Raw genomic sequence first — 22,689 nt, 5'->3', positions numbered from 1 at the left:
TATTTCTGTTTTTAATCTACATTGGGTTGTCTTGTGTAGATTATATGTAGACTGTTGAGTAATTTCGGACTTAAAATGCAAGTGTCGAATTTGTATTTAAGTCTGAAATGAAACTCAACAAATCTAATGTTGATGCTATTGCATTGACTGAAAAAGGGCAAGTGATCTACCGCGACTCTGATCTGATTGGTTTTGCTGTTCGGGCAACAGTCAAAAGTAAGTCTTATATCGTCGAGCGCCGTCACGAAGGAAAATTGTTCCGTGTGACTATTGGCAAGACAAATGAAATAACACCAGTTGAAGCTCGAAAGAAAGCTCAAAGTATTTTGTCTGATATATCCAATGGTGTTTATGAGAAAAAGAAAGATGCACTTTCAGGTGAGATGACAGTAGAGCAAGCTTTCAGCCTATACCTAAAACAAAGAAAATTAAAACAGCTATCCATCAATACATACAACCATTGCCTAGATACATTCCTATCAGATTGGAAGCCCAAACCAATATTTGAAATCACCAAAAAGGAAGTGTTTGATCGGTTTATCAAGCTTACTGAATACAGTCCTACGCAAGCTAACCTTACACTAAAGATGTTTGGTTCAATTTGGCGCTTTGCTCAAGTTCATTGTTCGAGTGATGAGAATCCGATTCTTAAACATAACCCAGTCGATGTAATCCCTGCTAAGCGAGGATGGAATAAGGCTAAGGTTAGAACTCGACATTTAGACGAGAGTAATATTCACACTTACTACAACGCTGTCCTTAACTATTTCACAGAGCGTTCTTTATATGATGATGCCTCAAAGAATGCGGTACGCGACCTTGTGCTATTCATCATGTATACCGGTTGTCGGCGGAATGAAGCACAAACCCTGAAATGGGAAAATGTAGACATGGAGAAAGGCTTATTTGTTTTTAAAGATCCAAAAAATGGAGATGACCACCTTTTACCCATGGGTGATCATTTGTTTGAGATTATTAAGCAGCGTTATGAATTGAAATGTAATGAATACGTTTTCCCGGGTTCCAATATGACTTCTAGCGCAAAACATATATCAGGCGCACAAGGAATGTTAAGGACAATAGCAGGGCAAACTGGTATTGAAATTTCACTGCATGATTTAAGAAGAACATTTGCAACAATCTGCAATAACTTAGATTATGGTCCTTATACAATTAAAAGACTTCTCAATCATAGATCAGGGGCGAGGAACGATGTTACCGGCGGTTATGTTCAGGTTTCTATAAAAAAATTACGGCTTGCAATGAATGATATTGAAGCCGTTTATCAAGGGAGGCTCAACTGCTTCGACTAGGAGGCGAGTTGAGCTGTGTTCATGATGGTTTGATTTTCCTGATACCTTAATACATCGGATTTCTTATAAACCACGCTTCTACCTATTTTGCTATATGGAATACCCCCACCAGTACAGCGTAAGCGCTGAAGCGTGTGTGTAGAGCATGTTAGATAAATTGCAATATCTTCCTGAGGGAAAAGCTGCTGTTCACTTGCAGATAGAAAACGCTGCAAACGCTCGTCTTTATCTTTTTGTGTCATTTGATCAAGCTTAATTTTCATACCACCTCCTTCTTAATATCAATTAACTCAAACGGCAATTTGGTGTCTAAGCCTGTGTGCTCATCCTTGTAGCCGAACTGAACAAGGATGTTATAAAGGGCAGAGGCTTGCTCCGCCGTGAATGTTTTGGTTGTGCCCGACTGGCCTATGATAAGTGGTGCAAATTCTTCAACAAGCTCTTGGGCGATGTGTTGGAGGTTAGTCATGAGCCTGCTCCATTTTCATGAAAGTGATCCAGTGAGTATTCGCACGCTTCCCACTGATATGTCCGAACACAGGCTTTTGATCTGTTAAAGATAGAATTTCACTGACTTTTATTTGTGTTTCATTCCACTTAAAAATCAGCACACCGCCTTTGGCCAACACGCGGAAACATTCCTCAAATCCTTTTTGGATATCTTCCCGCCAATTTTCTTGAAGTTTTCCATACTTCAAAGCAAGCCAGCTTTCTTTTCCTGCTTTAATCAAATGCGGTGGATCAAATACGACTAAATTGAATTGCCCATCTTTGAATGGCATTGAACGAAAGTCCATTTCAATATCAGGTGTTACATCAAGAGAGCGACCATCACATAAAATGTGCTTTTCTGTACGAATATCTCCGAATACGACATTTGGATTTGTACGATCGAAATGCATCATGCGAGAGCCGCAACAGGGATCAAGAATTTTTGCTGTCATGCGGCTCTCTCCTTCAAACTAACATCATCTATAAATGGATTATTAGTCTGAGCTATTGCCGCCATTGGCAAAGGTGAAACTGAATTTCCAACCATATGCACCTGGTCTTTTTTTGAAAGCGGTACTTTGTCATGACCATGTTGAATAACATAAGAATCAGGAAAGCCTTGAGCTTTATACAACTCCCTTGGGTTCAGCATACGCATACGAATATCAACGATTACCCATGGTTCACCTTTAATCCAAACCGTGACCAATGCTAAACGGTCTTTGGTGGTTATGGTGTCTAGTGGTTGTTGTATATCTCGAGCGTCACCATTGCCATAGTAATTAATGAGAAATGCAGCCACTCGCAGCGCACCATTTAGGTTTTCTTTGCTCAGCGTTGCGCTTATGAAGCTATGTCTATTTTCAGTTGTAATTGTACGCAGCGGGTTTTCAAGATTATCCGCACGATGATCTGATTCTCGTTTGTCACCATAAAATGCTTGCGTAAACACAGCCGATACTAAATTACGCCCGCCTGAGGTTGTAATCGTGGCAAGTGGATTATGAATATCATCACATCCTTTTGACCAACGTGGATTTTCAGGAGTACCTTCACCATGACCTGCGTGAATTAGCAAAGGAGATACAAAAGCATGATGCCCACCTTTCACTTGTGCACATATCGTGCTTAAAGGCTTATCAGCAGACCAGTTGCGCTGTTGTGATGCGTTTGCAAATTCAGTTAAAAATGGGGCAATGATTGGATTCACAACTGCACTATGTCCTCCAAAAGAAGAAGTAATGGTTGCAAGTGGTTCATCAATCTTATGACCAGTTGAAGTACCAAAATCTCGACTAATGAAAGGTAGTGAAGATTTGATAACATATGGGTTATCAGCATCAATCACAAACTTTTTTAATCCACGCGCTATCCGCTTTAGCGTTGCATCTGCGTGCGGCTTCGGGCGATCAAAAATGGATTTACCTAGATCAGTAAAATCAATACATTCGGCTGCGGAACGCCATTTTTTTTGACCACGTTTAGGCACCTTAATGTGACTTGGTTCAGGCCATACAATTGGCTTTCCATCACAACGAGCAACCAAAAATAAACGTTCTCTAGTTGTTGGTGCGCCAAAATCAGCGGCAACAAGCTTTTTCCACTCAACCGCATAACCCAATCGCTCAAGATGACGAACAAATTGTTTCCATGTTTGACCAATTCTTTCTGGATCAGGAACTAAAAATTGGTTGTCACGTGGAACATATTCACCAGGTTCTGCAACTCGATACTGTTTTTTTCCATCAACAATAATTTTATCTAAAGTTATTACACGGCCAGTTGTTTTATCGCGTTTAGCAATCAACGGCCCCCATTTAAGCATCTGCTTAACGTTTTCCATTGTAATAACGTCTGGTTTTACCTTTCCTGCAAATTTAGGAATAACCCAGCCTAAATCACGGATTTCTTTTTTTCGCGGTTGCCCACCTGCAGCTTGAGAGTGATGAGTACAATCTGGGCTGGCATGAAACCATCCAACTTGATAACCATCGCAAATTTCTACTGGATCAACTGCAAATACATCCTGTACATAATGTTTTGTATGAGGGTGGTTTGCTTCATGCATAGATATAGCTTTAGGGTTGTGGTTTACAGCAGCGTATACCGGACGGCTTAAACCCATTTCTAATCCAGTACTGGCACCACCACCGCCTGCAAAAAAGTCGATGATGATTTTTTCAGAAAAATTTAATTTAAACTGTGTTTTAAACGCTTTAGCACTGTCGACAAAATTATTCATGACTTTGCTCCTTCGACATCTCAGCATCGTAAAGCTTGATTGCATGTACTATTGCGTAACAGCACCAAATGTAGTGGTAGGTATAGTCTTTAAAATCCCATTCCCACCAACATTCCATATCTACGCCGCCGTCATATTTCGGATCCCATTCACGTAGTTTTGAATAGAAATCATGTTCATCTGATTCAGCTAATCCAATTAGATTTTGAATTGCTTCTTTTGCTTCCTCGGCTTTTGCCTCGTCAGATGGTGAATGACCACAATCCAAACCCTCTAAGTGATCATTTAGGTGATCCTTTAGAATTTGAGTAACAGTATCTACAGAGAATGCTTGTGCACCATTTCCGCGATTAACAGCTTCGAGTTTTTCCTCCCAATAACCAGGATTAATCTCATAGCCATCATCACTACGGAAGAACTTGAACATGTCATTCAATCGAGTAAATACAAAAGATCCCATATCACCAGTGATAACCAAATAGCCCGGGCGAGTTGTGATGTTATAATGCATAGAAACGGTGTTTGGACGTGCAAGCGTTAAATCACGGAACACACCTTGATCTAGGTTTACTGTAAGTTGGTGACTTGCAATATCCTTTAAAAATTGCTCAAGTGTTGGAGTCTTCATGAAACCTCTCCCAAACTTTGCTGCACAGAATGCGGTAAACGCTCTTTAGCCCACCATAAAACAGGACCATCTTCGGTGTCATAAGCTGCTATCAGAAACAAACCTTCTGTTGGTGGCGTAGGCTTCCACTTAGACCAATCAGCTGAGTCTTCATCAGGAATTTCTGGAATATCCATGTATTCCCAACGTTCAAGAACAATATCTACACCTAGATTGTCTTGCAGTTGCTCCCATTGTTCAGCAGTGTAGTATTCAGCACCATCATCAATAGTGTCGTGTTCAGCAATGTCAGGATGAAACCAAAGACTGTTTAAATCTTCAGGAACATCGACTGGTTGGATTTGAAATGTTTTTTCAATCATGACTTTGCTCCTGTGCTTCGATCGCTTCAGGTAGGGGCATCCAATGGGTCACATTTTCAAAAATACTTGCTGCACCATTAATCCAGAAACCCTCTTCAAAAAAAACACCATACTCATTTTTGCAGGACTCAAGATATTCAGCCACGCAGGTTTCGAAACCATCGCAACTAAGCACACTTTGATTAAACCCTGGTAGCTTATCCTTAACTGAAATCCATTCAGGAACGGCTTGAGCTGTAGCCACTTGCCATAATTTCCAACCTTGATTGATTTCGATGTACTTGTAATCTCCATTTTCTAAACGTGGATATGGACGTTTGACGATAGGCGAGAATATTTCGCTGTAAGCTTGTTCGAACCCTTCAGGTACAACTTGGGCAGATGCTTGCCACATCTGCCAACCCATTTGAGCTTTTGAAGAAACATATTCACCATCTTCTTTTTCGAGCTCAGAAGCTTTTCCACCTGCATTTAAATAAGCTGTTTCAAAGTTTTGAATATTCATCCCGCCACCTCGATTTCACGTTTATTTCGAGCGAAAAGCGCATATGCATCATCCTCGCCAAAATGAATATCAATTAAGAAAAAACCACAAGGTGCAATCGGATCCCATGTAGAGATATCGCAAGCATCCATCATTTTCTCCCATTCATCAGGGTTTACATGACCTTCCATCCAGTAAGTGACTGTTTGAATATTGAAATGGTTTTTAAGCTGATCCCATTCGTCACGGCTTATGTACTCTTTGCCATCTAGATTTTCACTGACATAGCTTGAGTAAACAGGGTGGGTCCAAGTTCCCATCTCTCCCCTGATAATTTCAGCAGGTTCCAGTTGTTTTGTTTCCATCACGCCACCTTCAACATAAGTGCTTGAGCTTGAAAGCGAAGAACAAAATCTTTGCCATTCTTTAGCCATAATCTAAGAAAAAGCTCATAGCGCTTTTGGGCTGCTTTGTTCATATTTCCAAGGCCATCAATTTTTAAACTTGGCTGATTTGCTTTTGTAAAAATAGCTTCACCAATAATTTTATTGATTACACACTGGTACCCATCACTAGCTACAAACATAGTGAAAGCAGGGATTAATTGTTTTGGGCAGATCATCTATACCCTCACGTATTCACAAAGTTTTGAATACATTCCTCAATCCCAAAGAGGTTGATGTTCGTATAAGTTTTCACCCGACCATTGTGCTGAACTATCAGCACACGGGTAATGGAGGAGTAGTGGTAGCTCATAGAGGTGCTCCTACTGGACCAGCCCCATTCTTCAACTCAAAGCGACGTCGCTTTACAAAGTCCATTAGCTTGGGTTGGATATCGGTATGGCGATTGAATACTTCGACCTCCAAACACTCCAACTCATTTAAATCTTTGGCATTTTGGATTTGCACCATCAATGAAGGTGGTTGTGTTTCAGCGGTTGTGAATGCACTGAGATCCTTTAAGCGATTGTGAATAGCGTTAAGCAGCGGCTTACGTTGTTCTTCAGTCCATTCACTGGTGTATTTAATAAGCGCATTTGCTTCTGCCGGTGTTTGGGATTTCGAGGCACGTTCAAGCAAGTCGTTTAAAAGTGTTATATGCTTTTCATCTTCTTGCACTTGGTCATTAACGCCCTTGATTAGATCCTCTGCATCCTGTTGTAGTTGCTTGAGTGCTTCTGCAGATAAGTCTTCAGTTTCGGCTTTTGGCGTATATTGCTCTGGATCTAACTCAATCAACTTAGCTTCTACCAGTTCAAATAAATGCTGAACATGTTCTCTCTCAAGATAACCATTTGCAGAGAATGAGTAGCGCAGTGATAAAACAGATTCAACTTTTACACATTCATTAATCTGAGTGGTGAATGACTCAACAATTTTCGTTGGATCTGTTTCAATTTCATCACTGGAAACATCACCCAGCTTTTCACTTGAAACTTGAGTCGGCTCAACTTGTTCTATTGGAGACTCACTCTTTTTACGAGGTGTTTTTTTAGGTTTGGTAGCTGGTTTCATGAATGTATGAAAATCAACGACCTTTACAACCAACTCATTTTCAATACCCAGTAAACTTTGAAAGGCTTTTGCTTGCTTTTGAGCATTTTCAAAGTCTCGTTGTACAGAACCATTTTTTACCGCTAACACCAGTTCTTCGTATTCAGGAATAAACTGGCCTTTGATAATGCTTCCAGTATTACCAATTAGAAATATATCTTGTCCCTCATCTAACTCATCAAGCGAGTAAGGTTTCAAGAAAGTGAAACCATTAATTGTGAGTTCATCAATCTTGATACAAAACTCATAACCCTGTTTAGCAAAAACAGTGGCAGGGAACTGGTCCAAGTCATCAAATTCGGTGAGCTCGCCCGCAATACGGCACATGATATTTCGCCCAGCCATCATTGCTTCAAAAGCTTCAGTACTATTTAAAATGTTCATGCTGTCCATCCCTCCATATCTGACTTTGCCTGACAAGAATTTAGAATTTGTTGTTCGTATTTAGTCCCTTTGAAAAAATCAGCAGGGTATTGAAGCTCTACTGAGCTTTGTGCCTTTTGAATTACAGCTAATGCTTGTTGGTAATCTTGTTCCAGCAAGGCATCTTGTTCCTGCTGAAGCTGTTCTTCATTTGCTTGCTGTGCCTCAGCATTGCGTTTAATCATCTCGTTGAGTGATTTACAGGTTTCATCAAACTTTTGCTGCTGAACATCATGCAAACTGTTTAAGCCACGTTTTGTGCAGAATTTCTCAATATCTACACCCGCATTCTTCATTAACTCTTCAAGTTCTAGGTATTGGTTACCATCAATACAAGAATCAGCAGAACCTGATAGAAGCCATTGCTTAAGCTGGATTCCATCGTTTTCACTTAGGATGCGCGGTTCTTCAAAAATACGCGTACGGTCTTTGGTTTTTATAGCGAAGTTGTCGTGTGTAATATCCAAGACTGTTGTGAACTCATATTCAATACCGTCACGTTGTTCAGCCTTCATCCCAACCTTTTCAACTTTCTTCTTACCTTTGCCATCCGTAACTTGAACGGTTTCCATTTTCGAGCGCAGCGTCACGATAATATTGATACTAGACTGCAGCATTGCATCGATAAATTTACGGTGGCGAGGTGTCACTTCACTCCATGCGCCCCAGCTATTACCTCTAAATGTGGTGCTCGCCAGCTTATCTACAATTTCAAGACAACCACCGACACCAGACCATTCATGAGTGATGCTATCTAAGATAAGTGTGTCAAAGCCTGCGTCTTCTGCGGCCTTAATCGCACCTATGAATTTTTCAGGAGTGTAGGGAGGTTGCAAGTTTGCATGTTCAAACAAAACAACATCATCATAGAGTTCAGCACTACTATTTTCCGTATCAGCAACAGCAATACGCCCACCAATACCTTTGGCAATAAGCAGAGCACCCATAGTTTTACCAGATCCCGTAGGGCCGGCTATAGCAAGACGTAATTTGGCATTTTTACGTTGAGCCTTCTTAAAAAATACAGTCATGATTAAAGCCCCTTATGCCCAGAACAGTGAGCCTTTAGCTCGTTTATATGATTTTGGATAAGAACGTGTGAGTGACTTCTGAAGTCGAATAGCCATGGTTTTTCTTTGTTGGAAAGCTCGTTCACGTTCAAAGTTTTCACGGATCCAAGGCTTGGCTGCATGAACCTCAAGCGTGATTAACTGCTCAGTACCATCTTTGTTGACCACATAAATATGGCGACCTTTTTCAAAGTAGGTTGAATGACCGAGACGCATACGAATGTTGCCTTCGTCATCTTGACTGATGAACTCAGAAAACTTTTGAGTAGAAGTAGTCATTAGCCTGCCTCCACTAAACGATGTTTTTCGATGTAACCTTTGATGAGGGCATTGAAGTTCTGATGGTCAAAATGGTTTGTGAAGTCGTTATATGGATTGCCTAAGGCATCTGAAACGGTCACTTCATCAAGACTGGTTACATCAACAGCAGTGAATTCACTACCCGGTACGCCGTAGCTGTCTTCGAATGCTTCAACTTCAAAACGTGCAGTCACTCGGAAACCATCTAAACGAATAATCGCTTCGCCTTGCTTCTCACTTGTCATGCGTAATGCTAAGAGTTGGTATTCAGATGGAGCTACGTCAGCAACTACAGGTTGTGCAGCCTGTGGTGCAGTTTTAAACCCACAGCTCAGCACGCCTATTGTTACAGCAGCTACACCAAGAGATATCTTGATGGTATTGAAAGGGGATAAGGTTTTGTTCATAATTGATCTCGCAGTTTCTGTAAAAGCACACATGATTTGACGGTCGGTGTGCTTTTTTGATGTCTGTGAGATAAAAGGTAAGCTAACTTACTTTTATTGTCAATACAAAAGGTAACTTAAATTACTATTTTATTTTAAACTTAGTAGTCTTTATGTTTTAATAGACAAAAGAAAACCCATCGCTGGGGTGGGTTGGATGGAGCTTTTAAGATGAATCGAAGTCAAGAAGATATAAAGATGGAGCTAACACTAGCTCTCATCAAATCTGGTATGCAGGATCCAGTATCAATCAATCAAGCTGTTAATAGTATGTATATCAATGTTATTAAACACACTCAACCTTCATAATTTCTAAGTACTACAGTTTTTAAGCACTTTGAATAGAGCCGCAGATAGTACTCTCTGGCAAACTCTTGCCCTTGAGCTTCTTTACTTTCTGCGTTTGCAATAATTTTCATCAGCTCTAATGCCACCAGTTCAACAGACCCATCAAGAGGTGTGTCTATTTCAAAATTATCAGTTCTTCCGGTATCCATTCTTCTCTCCACCCGATCTGTTCTTAAGGACTGCGTCGGGTTCGCAGTAAGGTAATTTTTATGAAATTAGAAACACTTGTTTTAATAGAAAATCGTCTTCATCAAAACTCTACTCAGATTTATTTGGAGCACATCCATGTAGATGTGCTTGAATTCTTTGTGCCAGTGGGTGACTTCCAGAAACCAATTGGTTATTTAAAATTTAAGAATGCTGCTAAAAAACACTGCTTTGAATTAAGCTCATTAGAGAGCCTAGACCATCCCAACCCATATCCACAATTTTCGTTGACAGGTGTTTTATATTCTCGGCAGGCAGCTCTTGAAGCACACTCCGTAATTTCTGCTTATCAGCAGGAGATAGATCAGATTGATCCACCTTTAACTGTAGAATAGTGCGTATGGTGTCTGCCTCAAATCGAACTGTTACTACACCAAGAATTGCAGATAAGCCACCATCATTCTGTAAGAAATCCAATCCTTTTTCTGTGATGGCTGGAGACTTAATAAAAAGACGCCCACCACCATCACCAGTTGTATTAGGTTTAGCTGACGTGGATTTCTCTGTTAGTAATCCATGACCAGATAGATAGTGAAGATTGATAGCACACTTGTAATATTCATCACTTTCAGTGTTTCGCTCATAGTCATCCCATGCGAATGGGTAGCATTCGGCAATTTTCGTCAGCAATTCTAGTTGTAATTTGCGGTCCAATACCATGTTTTTAAATTCCTCTTGTTGTGTCGGGTTCGCAGTTTAAAAAATCATAGAAATCCAACAAAGGGTTACCACTACACAGAGTAGCCCTAATTTTATGTAGTCAAATTTATTCATCTTAAATTCTTCTTATCAACCACAAGTCATGCTTAGAGTTTATTTATCAGAATATTTTCCTAAAAAGTCATCCACCCAGCCTTGGGCTGCTTCAAGATTAGTTAGGTCGGACAACTTGAGGTTAGTACCTTCTTCTTCGTTAAAGCCTTCAATAATCGCTTCAAAGATATTTACTTCACCAATAACTTCACGTGCTATTTCCGCTGGGTCATAGCTTTGTTTGGCTTTTTTGAGAGCAGCTATTTGTTTATCAATTCCTGCACCAATTTTTTCTAAAGCCAATTTAAATTCTTGACGATTAATTGTTAGCGCAGTTTTGGATTTATTAAGTGTTGCGATCATTATGTTTTCCTTTTTCAATATCTTGGCTGATTTTGAATTGAAGCTTTAGACGCAAACATTCATGAAATTATCGTCTAACCCTCTTTACAACCTGTTTCCACCAATACTGACCTAATATGGTTATGCCTTCTGATTCTATTCGACTAGGGGAGTAGTATTCGTCAGGAAATTGATTTTTATCAGGGTTTGCTGAGACAGCCTTGAAGCCACCTTTACCTTCATCATTCCAATTAAACAAGTATTTAATTTTTGTATCATCCGCAACCTGAAAAGCATAGATTTCACCGTCGTAAATGGTTCTAGCTGACATATCAATAGATATAGCTTGCCCATCTTTTAATTTAGGAAACATGCTCTCCCCGCGAACATGAATCACTTTGGTTGCTGATGGTTGAACATTACACTCTTTAATTAAATCAACAGGGAATAGCATCTTATTGTTGCTTGGCTTTTCTAAATTTAAGTAGCCATTGCCAGCACTCACAAATACGTCATCATAATAATCAATAGCTACATATCCATCTGGAACAGGATCCCCGGCCTGATAAATACCAACTTCCATCTTGGCTATGTCAGCATTGCTCTTTTCTGGCACTGCAACTCCATCCAAAAGCCATTCCGTTGTAGTTCCTAGCGTTTTTGCTAATGCGGTTAAACTCTCGTGTTTTGGTACGTTCTCGTCTTTTTCCCAATAGATTACAGAGGTTTTAGAGACACCAAGTGCATCAGCAATTTTTTGTTGAGTAAGATTTCGTTGTCTTCTTAATGCTTTAAGGCGACTACCAAGAGTTTCCATATTAATACAACCAAATGTTTGTAAGTTATCTTACCAATTGACGAGGTAAGTTTTATGTAGTTTAATTAGGTAAGTTAAATTACTTATGGGGTAACCTAAATGACTAAGTCGGATGCTCTGCGATTACTTAATTGCTCAGTTACTCAATTGGCCGAAAAGCTTGGTATTTCTCACAACGCTGTCAGTCAATGGCCTGCAGAAAAAATTCCATTAGCTCGTGAATACCAAATTCGTGACTTAGCGAAAGGGAAAAAACCTCTTAATCGCAATGTTGCTTAACAAATTATCTCGCGATAGTCCCACCAAAGAAACGTGAAACAAATCAAGGATTTCACAAATGCAAGAAATAACACTAAGCCGTGAAGCTCAAACGGCAATTTTTAAAATGATTAACCAGACAAAGGGAATTTCACCAAAGGAAATTGCTCAGGTCACTGGTGATTCGCATAACACGATTTGCAACTACGGCAACGTAGGGATGCCAAACCACTTACCGAGCTTAAAGAAGCTTGAAACCATCATGATGTACACGCAGAACCCAGAAATTTTAAAGGTGTGGGCGCATCAGTTGGGATATGCATTAGTGCCAGTGGATTGCGACTCAAGCAAACATCATGAGTTATCAATCTTTGAAGCAATGATGCAGCACAACATTAAAAGTGGAAAGGCAAACCGAGTTGTGTATGAAGCTTACGAGGATGGGGTAATTACACCGGCGGAATACGAAGAAATCCACCAAATTACTCAAGGCTTGATCGAGTTGATTACCGCCGTGGATCAGGCAGCACTTAAGCAAATGCAGAAGTACACGGCTAATGCACAAAAAGAAAAAGCCTGATCTTGTGAATCAGGCTTTTCATATTCATCAACTTTAGAGGTGTCAAATGAACAATTCAAATTTAACACAACACAAGTGCAAGGGCAAATGCCCAGAGTTTAAAGGGGAACAGTGCAATCACTGTTTAGTGGCTCAAGTAGAAAAACGAGAGTTTGAGTTAGGTGTAGCGCCTGACGATGCATACGTAAAAACCATACCACTGCAAAACAGCTTGGATTTCTTACAAGGGGATACGGTGGTGCTAATCGCTCCAGTGACTCTTGTGAATCGTACTTTTGATACGGCTGATTTACTTTCCGTTGAGTACATAACTCCACTGGGTGGTATTGGCGTTACAACGAATGGTGTGATCGTTGTTGTTGTAGATCCAACAGAGGTCCGTCATGCAACAACATTGGAGCTGAAATTAAAACGCCGTCTCACCAAAGCTGAACAAGCTTTAGCGGAGGTTCCATGATTACCAACAAGGCCATTCAAAAGAAGCCTGAGCATAAGCAGGTGATGCAGCTTCAATCATGGTACGAGCCAGCACTCCGCACATTAGAGGGATTGCTGGAGATCCGTAGGGCAAATCTTCGCAAGATCAAAGGTGATGTAAAGAATGCTGCCGTAACGCGAGACGAGTTTATGGAAATGCTGATCAATGATCATCGCATTTCAGCTTGGTACGCAGGTGAAATCATTTCAAGCCTGCATCGAGCAGGACAGATTTTTATGTTTGGGCGTTTTATTAAAAATATCGAAAAAGGGGATGCTGCATGAGTTTATTCAGCACTGGCCATGATGTTGTGGATCAGGTTGGTAGCGTTCACCTTGAAGGCAATATCTTGCCGACCAGTTGGTTTAGTACATTCGTTTTAGAGAGTGGAAAACCTGATTTAAACGCGATCGTTGTGCTTTCAGAAATTGTTTATTGGCATCGACCAACAGTGGTGCGAGATGAATATTCTGGCCAAGTTGTGCGCGTAAAAAAGAAGTTCAAATCTGATCTTTTGCAGCGTTCTTACCAAAGTTTTTCTGATCAATATGGCTTCTCAAAACAGCAAGTCAAAGAGGCTTTTGATCGTCTTGAGAAGTATGGGGTGCTCAAACGTCATTTTCGCACAATCGAAGCTAACAATCAGAAATACAACAATGTTTTGTTTATTGAGCTCATTACCCCTGTGCTTTTTGAAATGACCACCCTCCCACTTTCAAAAGGGGGAGGCTCCCCATTTGAAAAGGTAGACCCTCCCCATTTCAAAAAGGGGACAAATACAGAGATTACTACAGAGATTACTACAGATATAAACACACAACAGGAATCGCCTGAAAATTCAGCTCAGGATGATTCATGGAAACCTGATCAAAATTTCCTAAGCACAATTTTACTTCAAACAAAATTCAGTCATCGCGTAAACGAAATTTTAACCATGCCTGATTTCCAATTTCACTTGGGTAGTTTCAATGCGCACTGGGAAAACAAAATCTATCTTACTGAAAACCAAAAAACGAGAAAGTTTGCTGCTTGGTTGGTGCAGGAATTTGAGAAACAGCTAAGCAAAGCTGAACGCGAAGCAAAAAAACCGACACGTAAACAATCTTCTGAAAAACCAAACAACCGAAACGTGAATGATCCTTGGGGTGAAGTTCAGAACTATGAACCAGCAACAGGTGACGTGGATACAAGGGGGCTCCTATGAACGCAATTGCACCGCTTAGTTTTGATATTCAGCAATCAACAGAGTTCTGCCATCTGCACCAGATACAAATGGTTTCTTTCCGTGGTAAATCGTTCTGCAAGCAATGCTCAACGGAAGCGCTTAAAAAAGCTCAAGCAGAACATCACAACGCTGTGAATGTGATGGTTCGTGAAAAACACTTCCAAGGTGCAAAACTTCCAGTCCGTCATGCGAACAATGGATTCAAAGAATACTTGGTTGCGAATAGCGGTCAGCAAAATGCAAAAACTCAATGCGTCGCATTTGTGAAAGATTTCATGAAGGGGATTAAACGCAATTTGATCATGATTGGTCGTACAGGGACTGGAAAGACGCACTTAGCTTGCGCCGTGGCTCGAAACATTCTTGAGACCCAAAAGTATGCCCGCTATGTGACTTCTGAAGACATGGCCAATGAAATTGCGAATGCATGGACCAAGGCTGATGACAGTGAGGTAAACGCTGTTTATCGCTTTACTGAATACGATCTATTGATTCTTGATGAATATGGATTGCATGACCGTCATGAAAACCGTCTCCAGCTGGTGCACAAAGTTCTTTACTCACGTTATGACGCTGGCAAGCCAACCATGTTGATTTCAAACATGACGGCACATGAACTGGAACAAGACCTTGGTGATCGTCTCTGGTCTCGTTTTCAGCATGATGGATTGGATGTAGTTGAGTGTAATTGGGCGGATGAACGTGCTGGAGGTGAAGCATGAAGCATCCAAGCACTCCAGTGAATCAGGTTGCAATATTTGAGCGTGTGATCCATGCACTCAAGGCAATTGAAACAACGCCTATAGCTACAGTATCCGAACTTCGCAAAACAGTATTAAGCGACCTAAGTTTAAGAACAGCACAGCGATACCTGAAGGGTTTAGAGCAAGCCGGTTATATCAAACGAAAAGATGCAAGTTTTGTAGATGAATCACGATTCTTTTTAACGGATAAAGCCAAACAGTTGTTTGAGGTGAAGGGATGAAGCGCATTCCATGTGAAGCCGACCTTATGAGTGCTGATGGCAACACGTATGGAAATGCATTGGCACGTTGTCAAAGTGCAGCACAGGATTGCCCAGAGCTGGGTTTTTGCCGTTATGACGGTGAGTGCTTCAACAAGCTTACACATGAAGAAGCGGTTGAGCGTTTAGAGGTAGTTGAAAAGGAACTTGCTGATTATAAAACGAAATGGGAAAAACTGAATGCAAAGAATCTTCACTTAATTGCCAGTCTGAAGGCTTCACTTGGAGGTGCAATAAGAGATGGATTGGATGAGCGTGTATTTGCATATCGTTCATGCTTAGCAATGTTGGAGCGGGTACTTTGACTAGCAGCTACTCCATTGCTGAATACAAAAAGATGATCGGAGCGAGTAAGCCTAAAAGAGGATCTAAGCGCCCAAAGGTTAAAGGTGAAAAAGTACAGAGTGAGGGTGAGGTGATATTGGCCACATCTCTTAGAGCCTTAAAGATTGAGTTTGAGCAGGAGTTTATGTTTCACCCTATACGAAAATGGAGAGCTGATTTTCATTTGAAGGGCAAAAAGATATTGGTCGAAGTGGAAGGTGGGATCTGGAGTAATGGTCGGCATACAAGGGGAAAGGGTTACATAGCAGACTTGGAGAAATACAACACAGCAACAATGATGGGTTATCAGGTAATACGGTTTAGCACCGAGCAAGTGAAAAGCGGCAAAGCGATTGAGCAAATAGAGAAGATGGTAGGGGATTTGGGATGAGTGCAGTTATGGCAGATAAATTTGAACAATTTGAATGGTTGACTCATGGCATTACTGCGAAGTCACCAAACTTTGAGCCGCAAGCGCATGGTACTGGGGAGAAACCTTTGAATTACGAAGATCGTTTAGGTGCAATTGCTACGATGGATACCCAACTGGCGAAGTCAGTTACTTCATTAATTGTCTTTGATGGTAAGTGTGAAAGTGATTATGAATACGTACGTATGCACCTGGTAAATATCATGCTTCAAAACGCCGTGGCAGATAAGAAGCGAGAGCCTGAACAAATTACCATGAATCACTTGGCTTACTTGATTGCACGCATGGTTATTGATTTCTCTTTAGATCCCCAGCTTGAGAATAACTTTACTGCTCAAGGACGTTTGTATTATGCAGGGATTAACACTATGCAGATGAATGTTGATAACTATCGTATGACGTGGAAGCAATATGAAAAGCTAATGATTATGGCAATAGAGTCAGCAATTAATGAAGCATCAAAATCAATTGAGCTATATAAAAAGAATACTTACAAAGAATTAAAGGCATAGGTATTTCGTTTTAGCGAAGACTAGGCTATAGTTTCACTATACTGGTCGTATTACGGTTTATCCGAGACCAAGACATAAAAGCCCATCATATGATGGGCTTTTTTAATAATTAAAATGGTATATTAGAGCTGTCATTTAAGTACTTTGTTCTATGCCTGAAACCTATAAATACATCTACACTCAAATTAGTACATTTGGCTCTTTGCCAACACATAAAGTTTTCATGAGTAATATTGGTAGGAAAACAAAATTAGTATTCGCTGATAACTCGTTTATTTATGGCATTGTATCTGATTGGGCTCTAAGTCATTCGGGCCTAGATTCACGGAAATCTACATGGTCAGAAGAGCCTAAATCATTTATAGAAAATGAAAAAAGCATGTTAAGCAAATATAAAGCTGCACATCCAGAATTTATAACTGAAGTTGGTATTGGTTGAGGTTTCCCTTAGGTAATTGATGCCACAAGTACTTATATTTCAAGTAAAGGTTGCTTTGTCGGTGCATTGGGCGTATAAAGCTAACTCGTTGATGCGGGATGGAGCAGTCTGGTAGCTCGTCGGGCTCATAACCCGAAGGTCGTTGGTTCAAATCCAGCTCCCGCTACCAACGAAAAAGATTTAAAGTTAATAGCCTAATCTACACAGATTAGGCTTTTTTTATGGCAGTTTAACTCTATTCGTAGTGGTTTAAATTTCAATATGGCTATCCAGAAACTTAAAACATTACCGCTCATCATTTGATGGGTTTTTTGCATTTGGTGTTACAGTACTTCGGTTTATTATTGTTAGGCCGTTAAATTGAATATTTGTATTGGTGGTGATTTGAATGGTCAATCTTTTGACTTTGATAAAGGCTACTTTAAGGCTGGAGATATTGAAGAAGGTAAAACCTCAGAATATTACAAGCAAAAATATATCATTGGTGATGACCTGTATTTCTTCTGGGTATCGAATGATTTAGATTTAGGTGATGCAACAGATCAAGTTGAATTGATATTGCGAAAGCCAAAAAATTGAATTTAAGAGCTCATTGGAAGATGGGTTTTTTAATGCCTTGAGAAATGTTCCGTGAAAGCAATATCAAGGCACCCAGATTTCAATTAAAGTTAATTCATAAAATATTGATTTATTCTTAATTCATTTTTTCACAAAAAATTCACGAATAAGTATGCATGATTGCTGCTAGAAACAGCTGTAGTTTCTGAATGACCTTGCAAGGTCCTTAGTTTAAGCCCACATCAATCTACTGCTGAGGTGGGCTTTTTTTTGCATGGAGAAAAGTAATGCTCCGACTGTTAATGTGTTTATTCGGCCTGCATGGTGCGACTGAGATCGATTACACAGTTGATAATGAAGAAATCAAGGTGTGTCGTGATTGTATGAAAGAAGTTAAGTGATATTTAAGAAATTGAGTGATTTATTCATCATAGTGAAACAATGGGATTATATTCTGTGAAAAATAAAGATGAATTAAAGAATTAGTAATAAAGCGCAAATTTAACCCGCTTACTTTGGGAGAGGTAAGCGGGTTTTTTATTGAGTAATTTACATTTCCTTTTTGCCGAACGGATTACGGCACATAAAACCCCGCTCAATATGCATTATTGGCGGGGTTTTTCTTTTCTTATTGGGTAGTGTTATGACAGATAAAGTACAAGCGAAAAAAGACTTAGAATTTTGTAGTACTGAACTGTCTAAGTACCAAAACTTAAGCCGTTCAGGTTTAACTCGTGATGAGATGTTGGCGATAGATGGCATCATGATTAAGCTGAAAGAGCGGGTTAAGAATTTGCGTGATGCTTTGTATGCTTAAAGATACAATCAAAATGATGCATTGCGACGAGATGTAACGCATTTGATGCACATCAAGGTTGCCTATCAACTTTACATGTGGTAACCGAAAAACATTGACCGAATATTCTCAATGGAATACTATTCGCATATACCGCTAATAATTAACGGTTCTGCGCGAATCACTCAACCTAATCAATAAAGTGTCTGTATATGTGTTTAACCGAAATTGAAGCTAAGCGTAAGCTTAGAGAAATTGCAAAAGACACTAGAAAGATCAAACTAACAAAACATGTTAGGGAGAGAATGCAGGAGCGCGGTATCTCACTCAAACAGATTATTTGCTGTTTTGAGCACGGAGATATTACGGAAGGTCCATACCCAACCACCAGCGGAGATTGCCAACTGAATATTTCAGTTCGCACTGCGGGTGAGTTTATTACAACTGTAGTTGTAATAAAGGTTCGTGAAAGCGGGGACTTTTCTATTGTTGTTACTACATTTAAAGAATAGGCACAGTTATGTATCACTATGAAGAGTCTGGTTTAAGCAATGTTTGGCTTGTTGATGGTTTCGAAATTGAAACCGATGAAGAGTATGGTGAATTGGTGTCCATTGCATCGGTGAACGAACTCCATAAAACAATTGGCCTATATTTGATTAATGAAAAACCAGAACTAAATGGTGAAGAAATTCGCTTCTTGCGAAAAGAACTAAATCTTTCGCAGAAAAACCTAGCAGGTATTTTAAAGGTTGATGAGTCTACAGTCCGTAATTGGGAAAGTGGACGTGTGGCTATCGGAAAACCAGCAGAACTTGTTTTGCGAGCACTATATAAAGAGCAGGCCCATGGGGGTGGTGCTCTTATAGAAATGATTGAGAAACTTAATCATCAAGAACGAACGATTGAAAACAGTAATATGAATTTTTCATATTCTCGGAATAGATCATGGAAACACAGAGAGCATGATGCAAGATAACTAAACCACCTTCGGGTGGTTTTTTATGGGCGCAATATATGAACGAGGATGACTATTTCTGGAAAACTAAAAAACGTCCGCCTAAAACGAAACCACGCTCTAAACCCTTACCTAAAGCAAAAGAAAAATACTTAGAAGCTGAGGAAGCGCTATTCCAAGAATTAGAAGAACATTTAATTGGCTATGAGCGTAGATTTCAATTTGAATCCACTAAAAACTGGCGATTTGATTTTTATATTGTGAAGTTGCGACTTCTCATTGAAATAGCGGGAAGTCCTTGGGCCGTCGGGCGTGGTGGAAAAAAGATAGCAAATGCATTTAATAAATATGATCTAGCTGAAGATATGGGTTACAGGATTCAGCGTTTTGAGCCACATGCAATTGAGTCGGGTGGTGTGATTCGGTGGATCAAGTCGCAGTTAGAGAGAATAGAAGATGGAACAGATCAGACCATTCCCACCGACGGATCTCATTGATCAGGCTGAGGAAGAAGAAGCAATTCGCCTTGCGCCCGCCGTGGAATTAAAAGAATGGGTGATTAAAAACTATCTAACCATAGGTGGCCAGCTCCACAATCCAGATCATGACCATATTTCTGAGCTACTACACGACGATGAAACCTTTTTAGCATTTGCATGGGCATCATCTGCATGTATGGCAAAGAAGCGTATGGTACTGGGGCAATGTGAAAAGGTGATGTTTAACCAAGGCGGGTGGAAGAAGGCTCGGCAGGAACAGCAGATGAGGGACTGGTTTGGTTGTGTGCCAGTTTATCTCATCACTATAGACGCATCATTCTGTGAGCAAGCTACAGATCATGATTTCTGCGCCTTAATAGAACATGAGCTTTATCACATTGGTGTAGAGCGTGACCAAGACGACGAGATTATTTACAGCGACAATACTGGTTTACCAAAGCATTACTTAGCTGGTCATGACGTTGAAGAGTTCTACGGTGTGGTCAAGCGTTGGGGTGCAAGCGACAGCGTTAAGCGCTTAGTCGAAATCACAAAGAATGCGCCGTTTGTATCTGATTTTAATGTGTCTGCGTGTTGTGGGAACTGTGTCATAGGTTAATTTTTTTGCCCACTTTCCTTGACGTACCTTGACGGATGGAGAGAAATGGCAAGACTTAAAAAAGCAGAAAAAGTCTTTATTGTTCGGTCACTTGCACAGTTTATGGAACCATCCCTCGTAGTAGAGGCTGTCAAGGAAAATTTCAAGATTGATGTGTCTCGACAACAGGTTGAATGCTATGACCCAACAAAGACTGCAGGTGCGGATTTATCGCAAGAGTTAGTGGATTTATTCCATGAAGCACGGAAGAAATATATTGATCAACCGATCTACAACATCATCGGTGCAAACGACATTATTCAATTGCAAATCTTGAGTGACCTTTTGGTTTCCAAGAAAGGCAATGTGGTGATGTCGATTAAGCTGATTGATCAAATTCAAAAGATTGTGAAAGGCCACTACGAGCGTAAGTTAGAAATTACAGGCAAAGATGGTGGTGCGATTAAAACTGAAACAGAGCACAGCCAGCGCCCCGCTATGTATACCCCTGAGCAGCTTGCTGGGATGTCCGCACAAGAGCTATCTCGCTTAGCAATTAATGGCAAATTATGAGTTACGCAATTGAAGAAATAGCACCCCTCATCAAAGAGTGGACGATGAACACACGTTTGCCTGAAGTCATTGCTGAGATGACCAGACGTTACTATTACCGAGCAGTAATTGAGCAAAGTGAACTCAGCATTCAAGCAGAGATATACAAGTGCAAGAATGATCCAGCACATTGGTTTAATCATTGGGTGTGGACTTACGATCCAAGGGGGATGCCTTTTGGATTACCGGCAAATATTCCTTTTGTACTTCGCCCTGGTCAAGTTGAATTGGTCAACTGGTTACTTGAGCGTGAAAGCACTCAAACTCATGGTCTCATTGAGAAGAGTCGTGATGAAGGTATGAGCTATGTTGTGCTGGGGTTTTATCTGCATCGATGGTTATTTGTAGAGGGCTTTGCTGGTGGTGTAGGTAGTCGTAAAGAGGATCTGGTTGATAAGAAGGGTGACCCCAAAACGCTGCTGCATAAGTTCCGAGATATGTTCTCAAAACTTCCTGATTGGATGAAGCCGAAAGGATTTGTCGAAAAGGTCCACGACAACTACATGCGTATTATCAATCCTGATAATGGTGCGACCGTTACGGGCGAGGCTGGAGACAACATTGGCCGTGGTGGACGTACCACAATGTACTTTCTTGATGAATGGGCATTCGTAGAGCGTCAAGAAGCTGTAGATGCAGCTATATCGCAGAACACAAACGTTCATATCAAGGGATCAACGCCAAACGGTATCGGGGACAAGTTTCATCAAGATCGATTCAGCGGTCGTTACGCCGTGTTTACGATGGCGTGGCGGGACAACCCAGATAAAAACTGGACTGTCTCACTCCATGGGAAGCTGATTCATCCGTGGTATGAAAAGCAAATTGCGACGCTTGACGACATTGTCTTAGCCCAAGAGGTTGATATTGACTACGCTGCTTCAGTTGAAGGTGTGTTGATTCCATCGGCATGGGTTGAGGCTGCGGTAGATTCGCATATAAAACTCGAGATTCAGCCTTCAGGTGAGCGTAATGGTGCACTTGATGTGGCAGATGAGGGTAAGGATAAAAACTCCTTTGCCTCACGTCATGGCATTGTTCTGCAGTATTTGGATACGTGGTCAGGCATCGGTGATGACATCTTTGGAACAACCCAAAAGGCAATCGATATTTGCTTAGAGCAAAAACTGAATTTGTTCTTTTACGATGCAGATGGCTTGGGAGCTGGTGTGCGCGGTGATGCCCGAGTCATTAATGAGCAAAACAGTGCTAAAGGAATTGATGAGATCCAAGCGGATCCGTTCAGGGGATCGGGCGCAGTTCATAACCCAGAGCTTGAGATGGTAGAGGCTCGGAAGAATATCGATTTCTTCGCAAACCTAAAAGCTCAAATGTGGTGGAGTTTGCGTATGCGCTTCCAGAACACGTACAGAGCACTACAAGGTATGCAATACGATCCTGATGCACTTATCTCACTATCGACTGAAGATTTGGATAAGCGCGAACTGGAGCAACTTAAGCGTGAGTTATCACAGCCGACCTACAGCAAAAATGGTGCTGGCAAAATCCTTGTAAATAAGCAACCCGATGGTTCCTTATCACCTAACCGGGCTGATAGCGTCATGATCTGTTTTAGTGATATCAAGCCGCCTGCACGATTAAGACCAGGAGGGGGAGGTTCACGAAGTTTCTAAA

General features: G+C 40.7%; 38 protein-coding genes and 1 tRNA gene. 21 read left to right on the top strand and 18 right to left on the bottom strand.

The features are described from left to right. The first annotated feature begins 107 nt into the window (after positions 1-107). Positions 108-1,313 carry a tyrosine-type recombinase/integrase gene (locus tag B9T36_RS00815; protein ID WP_086207706.1) on the top strand — a complete coding sequence of 402 codons (1,206 nt, stop codon included), beginning with the start codon at positions 108-110 and terminating at the stop codon, positions 1,311-1,313. Here the strand turns inward: B9T36_RS00815 and B9T36_RS00810 are convergent. The 18 genes from B9T36_RS00810 to B9T36_RS00730 form a co-directional block, all read right to left on the bottom strand. Further along, a complete protein-coding gene (locus B9T36_RS00810; protein ID WP_086207705.1) occupies positions 1,310-1,576 on the bottom strand; it encodes a helix-turn-helix domain-containing protein in 267 nt (88 codons plus the stop codon). The two genes, B9T36_RS00815 and B9T36_RS00810, sit on opposite strands and share 4 nt — an antisense overlap. Beyond that, entirely contained in the window at positions 1,573-1,782 is a 210-nt protein-coding gene (locus B9T36_RS00805) for a hypothetical protein (RefSeq protein WP_086207704.1), read from the bottom strand. The genes B9T36_RS00810 and B9T36_RS00805 overlap by 4 nt, the downstream gene beginning before the upstream one ends. Next, positions 1,775-2,257, bottom strand: a complete 483-nt coding sequence (locus B9T36_RS00800; RefSeq protein WP_086207703.1) for a class I SAM-dependent methyltransferase — start codon at positions 2,255-2,257, stop codon at positions 1,775-1,777. Before B9T36_RS00800 ends, B9T36_RS00805 begins: the two co-directional genes overlap by 8 nt. Next, positions 2,254-4,047, bottom strand: coding sequence for a DNA cytosine methyltransferase (locus B9T36_RS00795; RefSeq protein WP_086207702.1), 1,794 nt, complete (start codon positions 4,045-4,047; stop codon positions 2,254-2,256). Before B9T36_RS00795 ends, B9T36_RS00800 begins: the two co-directional genes overlap by 4 nt. Then, positions 4,040-4,675, bottom strand: coding sequence for a hypothetical protein (locus tag B9T36_RS00790; RefSeq protein WP_086207701.1), 636 nt, complete (start codon positions 4,673-4,675; stop codon positions 4,040-4,042). Before B9T36_RS00790 ends, B9T36_RS00795 begins: the two co-directional genes overlap by 8 nt. After that, complete coding sequence (locus B9T36_RS00785) at positions 4,672-5,037, bottom strand: hypothetical protein (RefSeq protein ID WP_086207700.1); 366 nt, start codon at positions 5,035-5,037, stop codon at positions 4,672-4,674. Before B9T36_RS00785 ends, B9T36_RS00790 begins: the two co-directional genes overlap by 4 nt. Next, on the bottom strand, positions 5,030-5,542 hold the full coding sequence (locus B9T36_RS00780; RefSeq protein WP_086207699.1) for a DUF551 domain-containing protein: 513 nt from the start codon (positions 5,540-5,542) through the stop codon (positions 5,030-5,032). Before B9T36_RS00780 ends, B9T36_RS00785 begins: the two co-directional genes overlap by 8 nt. After that, a complete protein-coding gene (locus tag B9T36_RS00775) occupies positions 5,539-5,886 on the bottom strand; it encodes a hypothetical protein (RefSeq protein ID WP_086207698.1) in 348 nt (115 codons plus the stop codon). Before B9T36_RS00775 ends, B9T36_RS00780 begins: the two co-directional genes overlap by 4 nt. Beyond that, entirely contained in the window at positions 5,886-6,143 is a 258-nt protein-coding gene (locus tag B9T36_RS00770; RefSeq protein ID WP_086207697.1) for a hypothetical protein, read from the bottom strand. Before B9T36_RS00770 ends, B9T36_RS00775 begins: the two co-directional genes overlap by 1 nt. A gap of 8 nt (positions 6,144-6,151) precedes the next feature. Next, positions 6,152-6,277 (bottom strand): hypothetical protein, encoded by a 126-nt coding sequence (locus B9T36_RS19300; protein ID WP_265733393.1) that lies wholly within the window; start codon positions 6,275-6,277, stop codon positions 6,152-6,154. Continuing rightward, positions 6,274-7,461, bottom strand: a complete 1,188-nt coding sequence (locus tag B9T36_RS00765) for a hypothetical protein (RefSeq protein WP_086207696.1) — start codon at positions 7,459-7,461, stop codon at positions 6,274-6,276. The genes B9T36_RS19300 and B9T36_RS00765 overlap by 4 nt, the downstream gene beginning before the upstream one ends. Continuing rightward, positions 7,458-8,531: an ATP-binding protein gene (locus tag B9T36_RS00760; RefSeq protein ID WP_086207695.1), complete on the bottom strand. Its 1,074-nt coding sequence runs from the start codon at positions 8,529-8,531 to the stop codon at positions 7,458-7,460. Before B9T36_RS00760 ends, B9T36_RS00765 begins: the two co-directional genes overlap by 4 nt. A 12-nt stretch (positions 8,532-8,543) precedes the next feature. Next, a complete protein-coding gene (locus B9T36_RS00755; protein ID WP_086207694.1) occupies positions 8,544-8,849 on the bottom strand; it encodes a hypothetical protein in 306 nt (101 codons plus the stop codon). Then, complete coding sequence (locus B9T36_RS00750; protein ID WP_086207693.1) at positions 8,849-9,277, bottom strand: hypothetical protein; 429 nt, start codon at positions 9,275-9,277, stop codon at positions 8,849-8,851. The genes B9T36_RS00755 and B9T36_RS00750 overlap by 1 nt, the downstream gene beginning before the upstream one ends. A gap of 335 nt (positions 9,278-9,612) precedes the next feature. Continuing rightward, entirely contained in the window at positions 9,613-9,813 is a 201-nt protein-coding gene (locus B9T36_RS00745) for a hypothetical protein (RefSeq protein WP_086207692.1), read from the bottom strand. A gap of 214 nt (positions 9,814-10,027) precedes the next feature. After that, a complete protein-coding gene (locus B9T36_RS00740; protein ID WP_086207691.1) occupies positions 10,028-10,531 on the bottom strand; it encodes a hypothetical protein in 504 nt (167 codons plus the stop codon). Positions 10,532-10,684: 153 nt separating this feature from the next. Continuing rightward, positions 10,685-10,987 carry a hypothetical protein gene (locus B9T36_RS00735; protein ID WP_086207690.1) on the bottom strand — a complete coding sequence of 101 codons (303 nt, stop codon included), beginning with the start codon at positions 10,985-10,987 and terminating at the stop codon, positions 10,685-10,687. Positions 10,988-11,054: 67 nt separating this feature from the next. Continuing rightward, positions 11,055-11,783 carry an XRE family transcriptional regulator gene (locus tag B9T36_RS00730; RefSeq protein ID WP_086207689.1) on the bottom strand — a complete coding sequence of 243 codons (729 nt, stop codon included), beginning with the start codon at positions 11,781-11,783 and terminating at the stop codon, positions 11,055-11,057. 99 nt (positions 11,784-11,882) lie between these two features. Here B9T36_RS00730 and B9T36_RS00725 point away from each other — a divergent pair, with 99 nt between their 5' ends. From B9T36_RS00725 to B9T36_RS00635, 20 genes are all read left to right on the top strand, one after another. Then, complete coding sequence (locus B9T36_RS00725) at positions 11,883-12,062, top strand: Cro/CI family transcriptional regulator (RefSeq protein ID WP_086207688.1); 180 nt, start codon at positions 11,883-11,885, stop codon at positions 12,060-12,062. 58 nt (positions 12,063-12,120) lie between these two features. Beyond that, complete coding sequence (locus B9T36_RS00720; protein ID WP_086207687.1) at positions 12,121-12,621, top strand: phage regulatory CII family protein; 501 nt, start codon at positions 12,121-12,123, stop codon at positions 12,619-12,621. A gap of 46 nt (positions 12,622-12,667) precedes the next feature. After that, entirely contained in the window at positions 12,668-13,078 is a 411-nt protein-coding gene (locus B9T36_RS19175) for a hypothetical protein (protein WP_228146946.1), read from the top strand. Further along, positions 13,075-13,383, top strand: coding sequence for a hypothetical protein (locus B9T36_RS00710; RefSeq protein WP_086207686.1), 309 nt, complete (start codon positions 13,075-13,077; stop codon positions 13,381-13,383). Before B9T36_RS19175 ends, B9T36_RS00710 begins: the two co-directional genes overlap by 4 nt. Further along, positions 13,380-14,303, top strand: a complete 924-nt coding sequence (locus B9T36_RS00705; protein WP_086207685.1) for a hypothetical protein — start codon at positions 13,380-13,382, stop codon at positions 14,301-14,303. Before B9T36_RS00710 ends, B9T36_RS00705 begins: the two co-directional genes overlap by 4 nt. Then, complete coding sequence (locus tag B9T36_RS00700) at positions 14,300-15,046, top strand: ATP-binding protein (RefSeq protein WP_086207684.1); 747 nt, start codon at positions 14,300-14,302, stop codon at positions 15,044-15,046. Before B9T36_RS00705 ends, B9T36_RS00700 begins: the two co-directional genes overlap by 4 nt. Then, entirely contained in the window at positions 15,043-15,309 is a 267-nt protein-coding gene (locus B9T36_RS00695) for a winged helix-turn-helix domain-containing protein (protein ID WP_086207683.1), read from the top strand. The genes B9T36_RS00700 and B9T36_RS00695 overlap by 4 nt, the downstream gene beginning before the upstream one ends. After that, positions 15,306-15,653: a hypothetical protein gene (locus B9T36_RS00690; protein ID WP_086207682.1), complete on the top strand. Its 348-nt coding sequence runs from the start codon at positions 15,306-15,308 to the stop codon at positions 15,651-15,653. The genes B9T36_RS00695 and B9T36_RS00690 overlap by 4 nt, the downstream gene beginning before the upstream one ends. A gap of 32 nt (positions 15,654-15,685) precedes the next feature. Next, the gene (locus B9T36_RS00685) at positions 15,686-16,063 is read left to right on the top strand and encodes a DUF559 domain-containing protein (RefSeq protein ID WP_228146962.1); all 378 of its coding nucleotides are present in this window, start codon (positions 15,686-15,688) and stop codon (positions 16,061-16,063) included. Continuing rightward, positions 16,060-16,614: a hypothetical protein gene (locus tag B9T36_RS00680; protein WP_086207680.1), complete on the top strand. Its 555-nt coding sequence runs from the start codon at positions 16,060-16,062 to the stop codon at positions 16,612-16,614. The genes B9T36_RS00685 and B9T36_RS00680 overlap by 4 nt, the downstream gene beginning before the upstream one ends. 151 nt (positions 16,615-16,765) lie before the next feature. Beyond that, positions 16,766-17,053, top strand: coding sequence for a hypothetical protein (locus B9T36_RS00675; RefSeq protein ID WP_086207679.1), 288 nt, complete (start codon positions 16,766-16,768; stop codon positions 17,051-17,053). A gap of 92 nt (positions 17,054-17,145) precedes the next feature. Further along, a tRNA-Met gene (locus B9T36_RS00670) sits at positions 17,146-17,222 on the top strand. Between the two features lie 191 nt (positions 17,223-17,413). After that, positions 17,414-17,632, top strand: a complete 219-nt coding sequence (locus B9T36_RS00665; protein WP_086207678.1) for a hypothetical protein — start codon at positions 17,414-17,416, stop codon at positions 17,630-17,632. Between the two features lie 622 nt (positions 17,633-18,254). Continuing rightward, the gene (locus tag B9T36_RS19000) at positions 18,255-18,428 is read left to right on the top strand and encodes a hypothetical protein (RefSeq protein WP_171264385.1); all 174 of its coding nucleotides are present in this window, start codon (positions 18,255-18,257) and stop codon (positions 18,426-18,428) included. Between the two features lie 191 nt (positions 18,429-18,619). Beyond that, positions 18,620-18,919, top strand: a complete 300-nt coding sequence (locus tag B9T36_RS00660) for a DUF4258 domain-containing protein (protein WP_086207677.1) — start codon at positions 18,620-18,622, stop codon at positions 18,917-18,919. 8 nt (positions 18,920-18,927) lie between these two features. Then, a complete protein-coding gene (locus B9T36_RS00655) occupies positions 18,928-19,386 on the top strand; it encodes a helix-turn-helix domain-containing protein (RefSeq protein ID WP_086207676.1) in 459 nt (152 codons plus the stop codon). Between the two features lie 38 nt (positions 19,387-19,424). Beyond that, a complete protein-coding gene (locus tag B9T36_RS00650) occupies positions 19,425-19,862 on the top strand; it encodes a hypothetical protein (RefSeq protein WP_086207675.1) in 438 nt (145 codons plus the stop codon). Next, positions 19,822-20,463 carry a putative metallopeptidase gene (locus tag B9T36_RS00645; RefSeq protein WP_086207674.1) on the top strand — a complete coding sequence of 214 codons (642 nt, stop codon included), beginning with the start codon at positions 19,822-19,824 and terminating at the stop codon, positions 20,461-20,463. Before B9T36_RS00650 ends, B9T36_RS00645 begins: the two co-directional genes overlap by 41 nt. Before the next feature lie 45 nt (positions 20,464-20,508). Beyond that, on the top strand, positions 20,509-21,015 hold the full coding sequence (locus B9T36_RS00640; RefSeq protein ID WP_086207673.1) for a DUF2280 domain-containing protein: 507 nt from the start codon (positions 20,509-20,511) through the stop codon (positions 21,013-21,015). Further along, positions 21,012-22,688, top strand: coding sequence for a terminase (locus tag B9T36_RS00635; RefSeq protein ID WP_086207672.1), 1,677 nt, complete (start codon positions 21,012-21,014; stop codon positions 22,686-22,688). Before B9T36_RS00640 ends, B9T36_RS00635 begins: the two co-directional genes overlap by 4 nt. Position 22,689 lies beyond the last annotated feature (1 nt).

Source organism: Acinetobacter sp. ANC 4204 (assembly GCF_002135205.1).
GTDB lineage: Bacteria > Pseudomonadota > Gammaproteobacteria > Pseudomonadales > Moraxellaceae > Acinetobacter.
The sequence above is the reverse complement of the archived record's forward strand: the minus strand, read 5'-3'. Positions and strand labels throughout refer to the sequence as shown.

Excerpts from the sequence above, each read along its gene's own strand:
- B9T36_RS00815 (WP_086207706.1), top strand. The coding sequence starts at position 108 with ATGAAACTCAACAAATCTAATGTTGATGCTATTGCATTGACTGAAAAA.
- B9T36_RS00810 (WP_086207705.1), bottom strand. The coding sequence starts at position 1,576 with ATGAAAATTAAGCTTGATCAAATGACACAAAAAGATAAAGACGAGCGT.
- B9T36_RS00805 (WP_086207704.1), bottom strand. The coding sequence starts at position 1,782 with ATGACTAACCTCCAACACATCGCCCAAGAGCTTGTTGAAGAATTTGCA.
- B9T36_RS00800 (WP_086207703.1), bottom strand. The coding sequence starts at position 2,257 with ATGACAGCAAAAATTCTTGATCCCTGTTGCGGCTCTCGCATGATGCAT.
- B9T36_RS00795 (WP_086207702.1), bottom strand. The coding sequence starts at position 4,047 with ATGAATAATTTTGTCGACAGTGCTAAAGCGTTTAAAACACAGTTTAAA.
- B9T36_RS00790 (WP_086207701.1), bottom strand. The coding sequence starts at position 4,675 with ATGAAGACTCCAACACTTGAGCAATTTTTAAAGGATATTGCAAGTCAC.
- B9T36_RS00785 (WP_086207700.1), bottom strand. The coding sequence starts at position 5,037 with ATGATTGAAAAAACATTTCAAATCCAACCAGTCGATGTTCCTGAAGAT.
- B9T36_RS00780 (WP_086207699.1), bottom strand. The coding sequence starts at position 5,542 with ATGAATATTCAAAACTTTGAAACAGCTTATTTAAATGCAGGTGGAAAA.
- B9T36_RS00775 (WP_086207698.1), bottom strand. The coding sequence starts at position 5,886 with ATGGAAACAAAACAACTGGAACCTGCTGAAATTATCAGGGGAGAGATG.
- B9T36_RS00770 (WP_086207697.1), bottom strand. The coding sequence starts at position 6,143 with ATGATCTGCCCAAAACAATTAATCCCTGCTTTCACTATGTTTGTAGCT.
- B9T36_RS19300 (WP_265733393.1), bottom strand. The coding sequence starts at position 6,277 with ATGAGCTACCACTACTCCTCCATTACCCGTGTGCTGATAGTTCAGCAC.
- B9T36_RS00765 (WP_086207696.1), bottom strand. The coding sequence starts at position 7,461 with ATGAACATTTTAAATAGTACTGAAGCTTTTGAAGCAATGATGGCTGGG.
- B9T36_RS00760 (WP_086207695.1), bottom strand. The coding sequence starts at position 8,531 with ATGACTGTATTTTTTAAGAAGGCTCAACGTAAAAATGCCAAATTACGT.
- B9T36_RS00755 (WP_086207694.1), bottom strand. The coding sequence starts at position 8,849 with ATGACTACTTCTACTCAAAAGTTTTCTGAGTTCATCAGTCAAGATGAC.
- B9T36_RS00750 (WP_086207693.1), bottom strand. The coding sequence starts at position 9,277 with ATGAACAAAACCTTATCCCCTTTCAATACCATCAAGATATCTCTTGGT.
- B9T36_RS00745 (WP_086207692.1), bottom strand. The coding sequence starts at position 9,813 with ATGGATACCGGAAGAACTGATAATTTTGAAATAGACACACCTCTTGAT.
- B9T36_RS00740 (WP_086207691.1), bottom strand. The coding sequence starts at position 10,531 with ATGGTATTGGACCGCAAATTACAACTAGAATTGCTGACGAAAATTGCC.
- B9T36_RS00735 (WP_086207690.1), bottom strand. The coding sequence starts at position 10,987 with ATGATCGCAACACTTAATAAATCCAAAACTGCGCTAACAATTAATCGT.
- B9T36_RS00730 (WP_086207689.1), bottom strand. The coding sequence starts at position 11,783 with ATGGAAACTCTTGGTAGTCGCCTTAAAGCATTAAGAAGACAACGAAAT.
- B9T36_RS00725 (WP_086207688.1), top strand. The coding sequence starts at position 11,883 with ATGACTAAGTCGGATGCTCTGCGATTACTTAATTGCTCAGTTACTCAA.
- B9T36_RS00720 (WP_086207687.1), top strand. The coding sequence starts at position 12,121 with ATGCAAGAAATAACACTAAGCCGTGAAGCTCAAACGGCAATTTTTAAA.
- B9T36_RS19175 (WP_228146946.1), top strand. The coding sequence starts at position 12,668 with ATGAACAATTCAAATTTAACACAACACAAGTGCAAGGGCAAATGCCCA.
- B9T36_RS00710 (WP_086207686.1), top strand. The coding sequence starts at position 13,075 with ATGATTACCAACAAGGCCATTCAAAAGAAGCCTGAGCATAAGCAGGTG.
- B9T36_RS00705 (WP_086207685.1), top strand. The coding sequence starts at position 13,380 with ATGAGTTTATTCAGCACTGGCCATGATGTTGTGGATCAGGTTGGTAGC.
- B9T36_RS00700 (WP_086207684.1), top strand. The coding sequence starts at position 14,300 with ATGAACGCAATTGCACCGCTTAGTTTTGATATTCAGCAATCAACAGAG.
- B9T36_RS00695 (WP_086207683.1), top strand. The coding sequence starts at position 15,043 with ATGAAGCATCCAAGCACTCCAGTGAATCAGGTTGCAATATTTGAGCGT.
- B9T36_RS00690 (WP_086207682.1), top strand. The coding sequence starts at position 15,306 with ATGAAGCGCATTCCATGTGAAGCCGACCTTATGAGTGCTGATGGCAAC.
- B9T36_RS00685 (WP_228146962.1), top strand. The coding sequence starts at position 15,686 with ATGATCGGAGCGAGTAAGCCTAAAAGAGGATCTAAGCGCCCAAAGGTT.
- B9T36_RS00680 (WP_086207680.1), top strand. The coding sequence starts at position 16,060 with ATGAGTGCAGTTATGGCAGATAAATTTGAACAATTTGAATGGTTGACT.
- B9T36_RS00675 (WP_086207679.1), top strand. The coding sequence starts at position 16,766 with ATGCCTGAAACCTATAAATACATCTACACTCAAATTAGTACATTTGGC.
- B9T36_RS19000 (WP_171264385.1), top strand. The coding sequence starts at position 18,255 with ATGACAGATAAAGTACAAGCGAAAAAAGACTTAGAATTTTGTAGTACT.
- B9T36_RS00660 (WP_086207677.1), top strand. The coding sequence starts at position 18,620 with ATGTGTTTAACCGAAATTGAAGCTAAGCGTAAGCTTAGAGAAATTGCA.
- B9T36_RS00655 (WP_086207676.1), top strand. The coding sequence starts at position 18,928 with ATGTATCACTATGAAGAGTCTGGTTTAAGCAATGTTTGGCTTGTTGAT.
- B9T36_RS00650 (WP_086207675.1), top strand. The coding sequence starts at position 19,425 with ATGAACGAGGATGACTATTTCTGGAAAACTAAAAAACGTCCGCCTAAA.
- B9T36_RS00645 (WP_086207674.1), top strand. The coding sequence starts at position 19,822 with ATGGAACAGATCAGACCATTCCCACCGACGGATCTCATTGATCAGGCT.
- B9T36_RS00640 (WP_086207673.1), top strand. The coding sequence starts at position 20,509 with ATGGCAAGACTTAAAAAAGCAGAAAAAGTCTTTATTGTTCGGTCACTT.
- B9T36_RS00635 (WP_086207672.1), top strand. The coding sequence starts at position 21,012 with ATGAGTTACGCAATTGAAGAAATAGCACCCCTCATCAAAGAGTGGACG.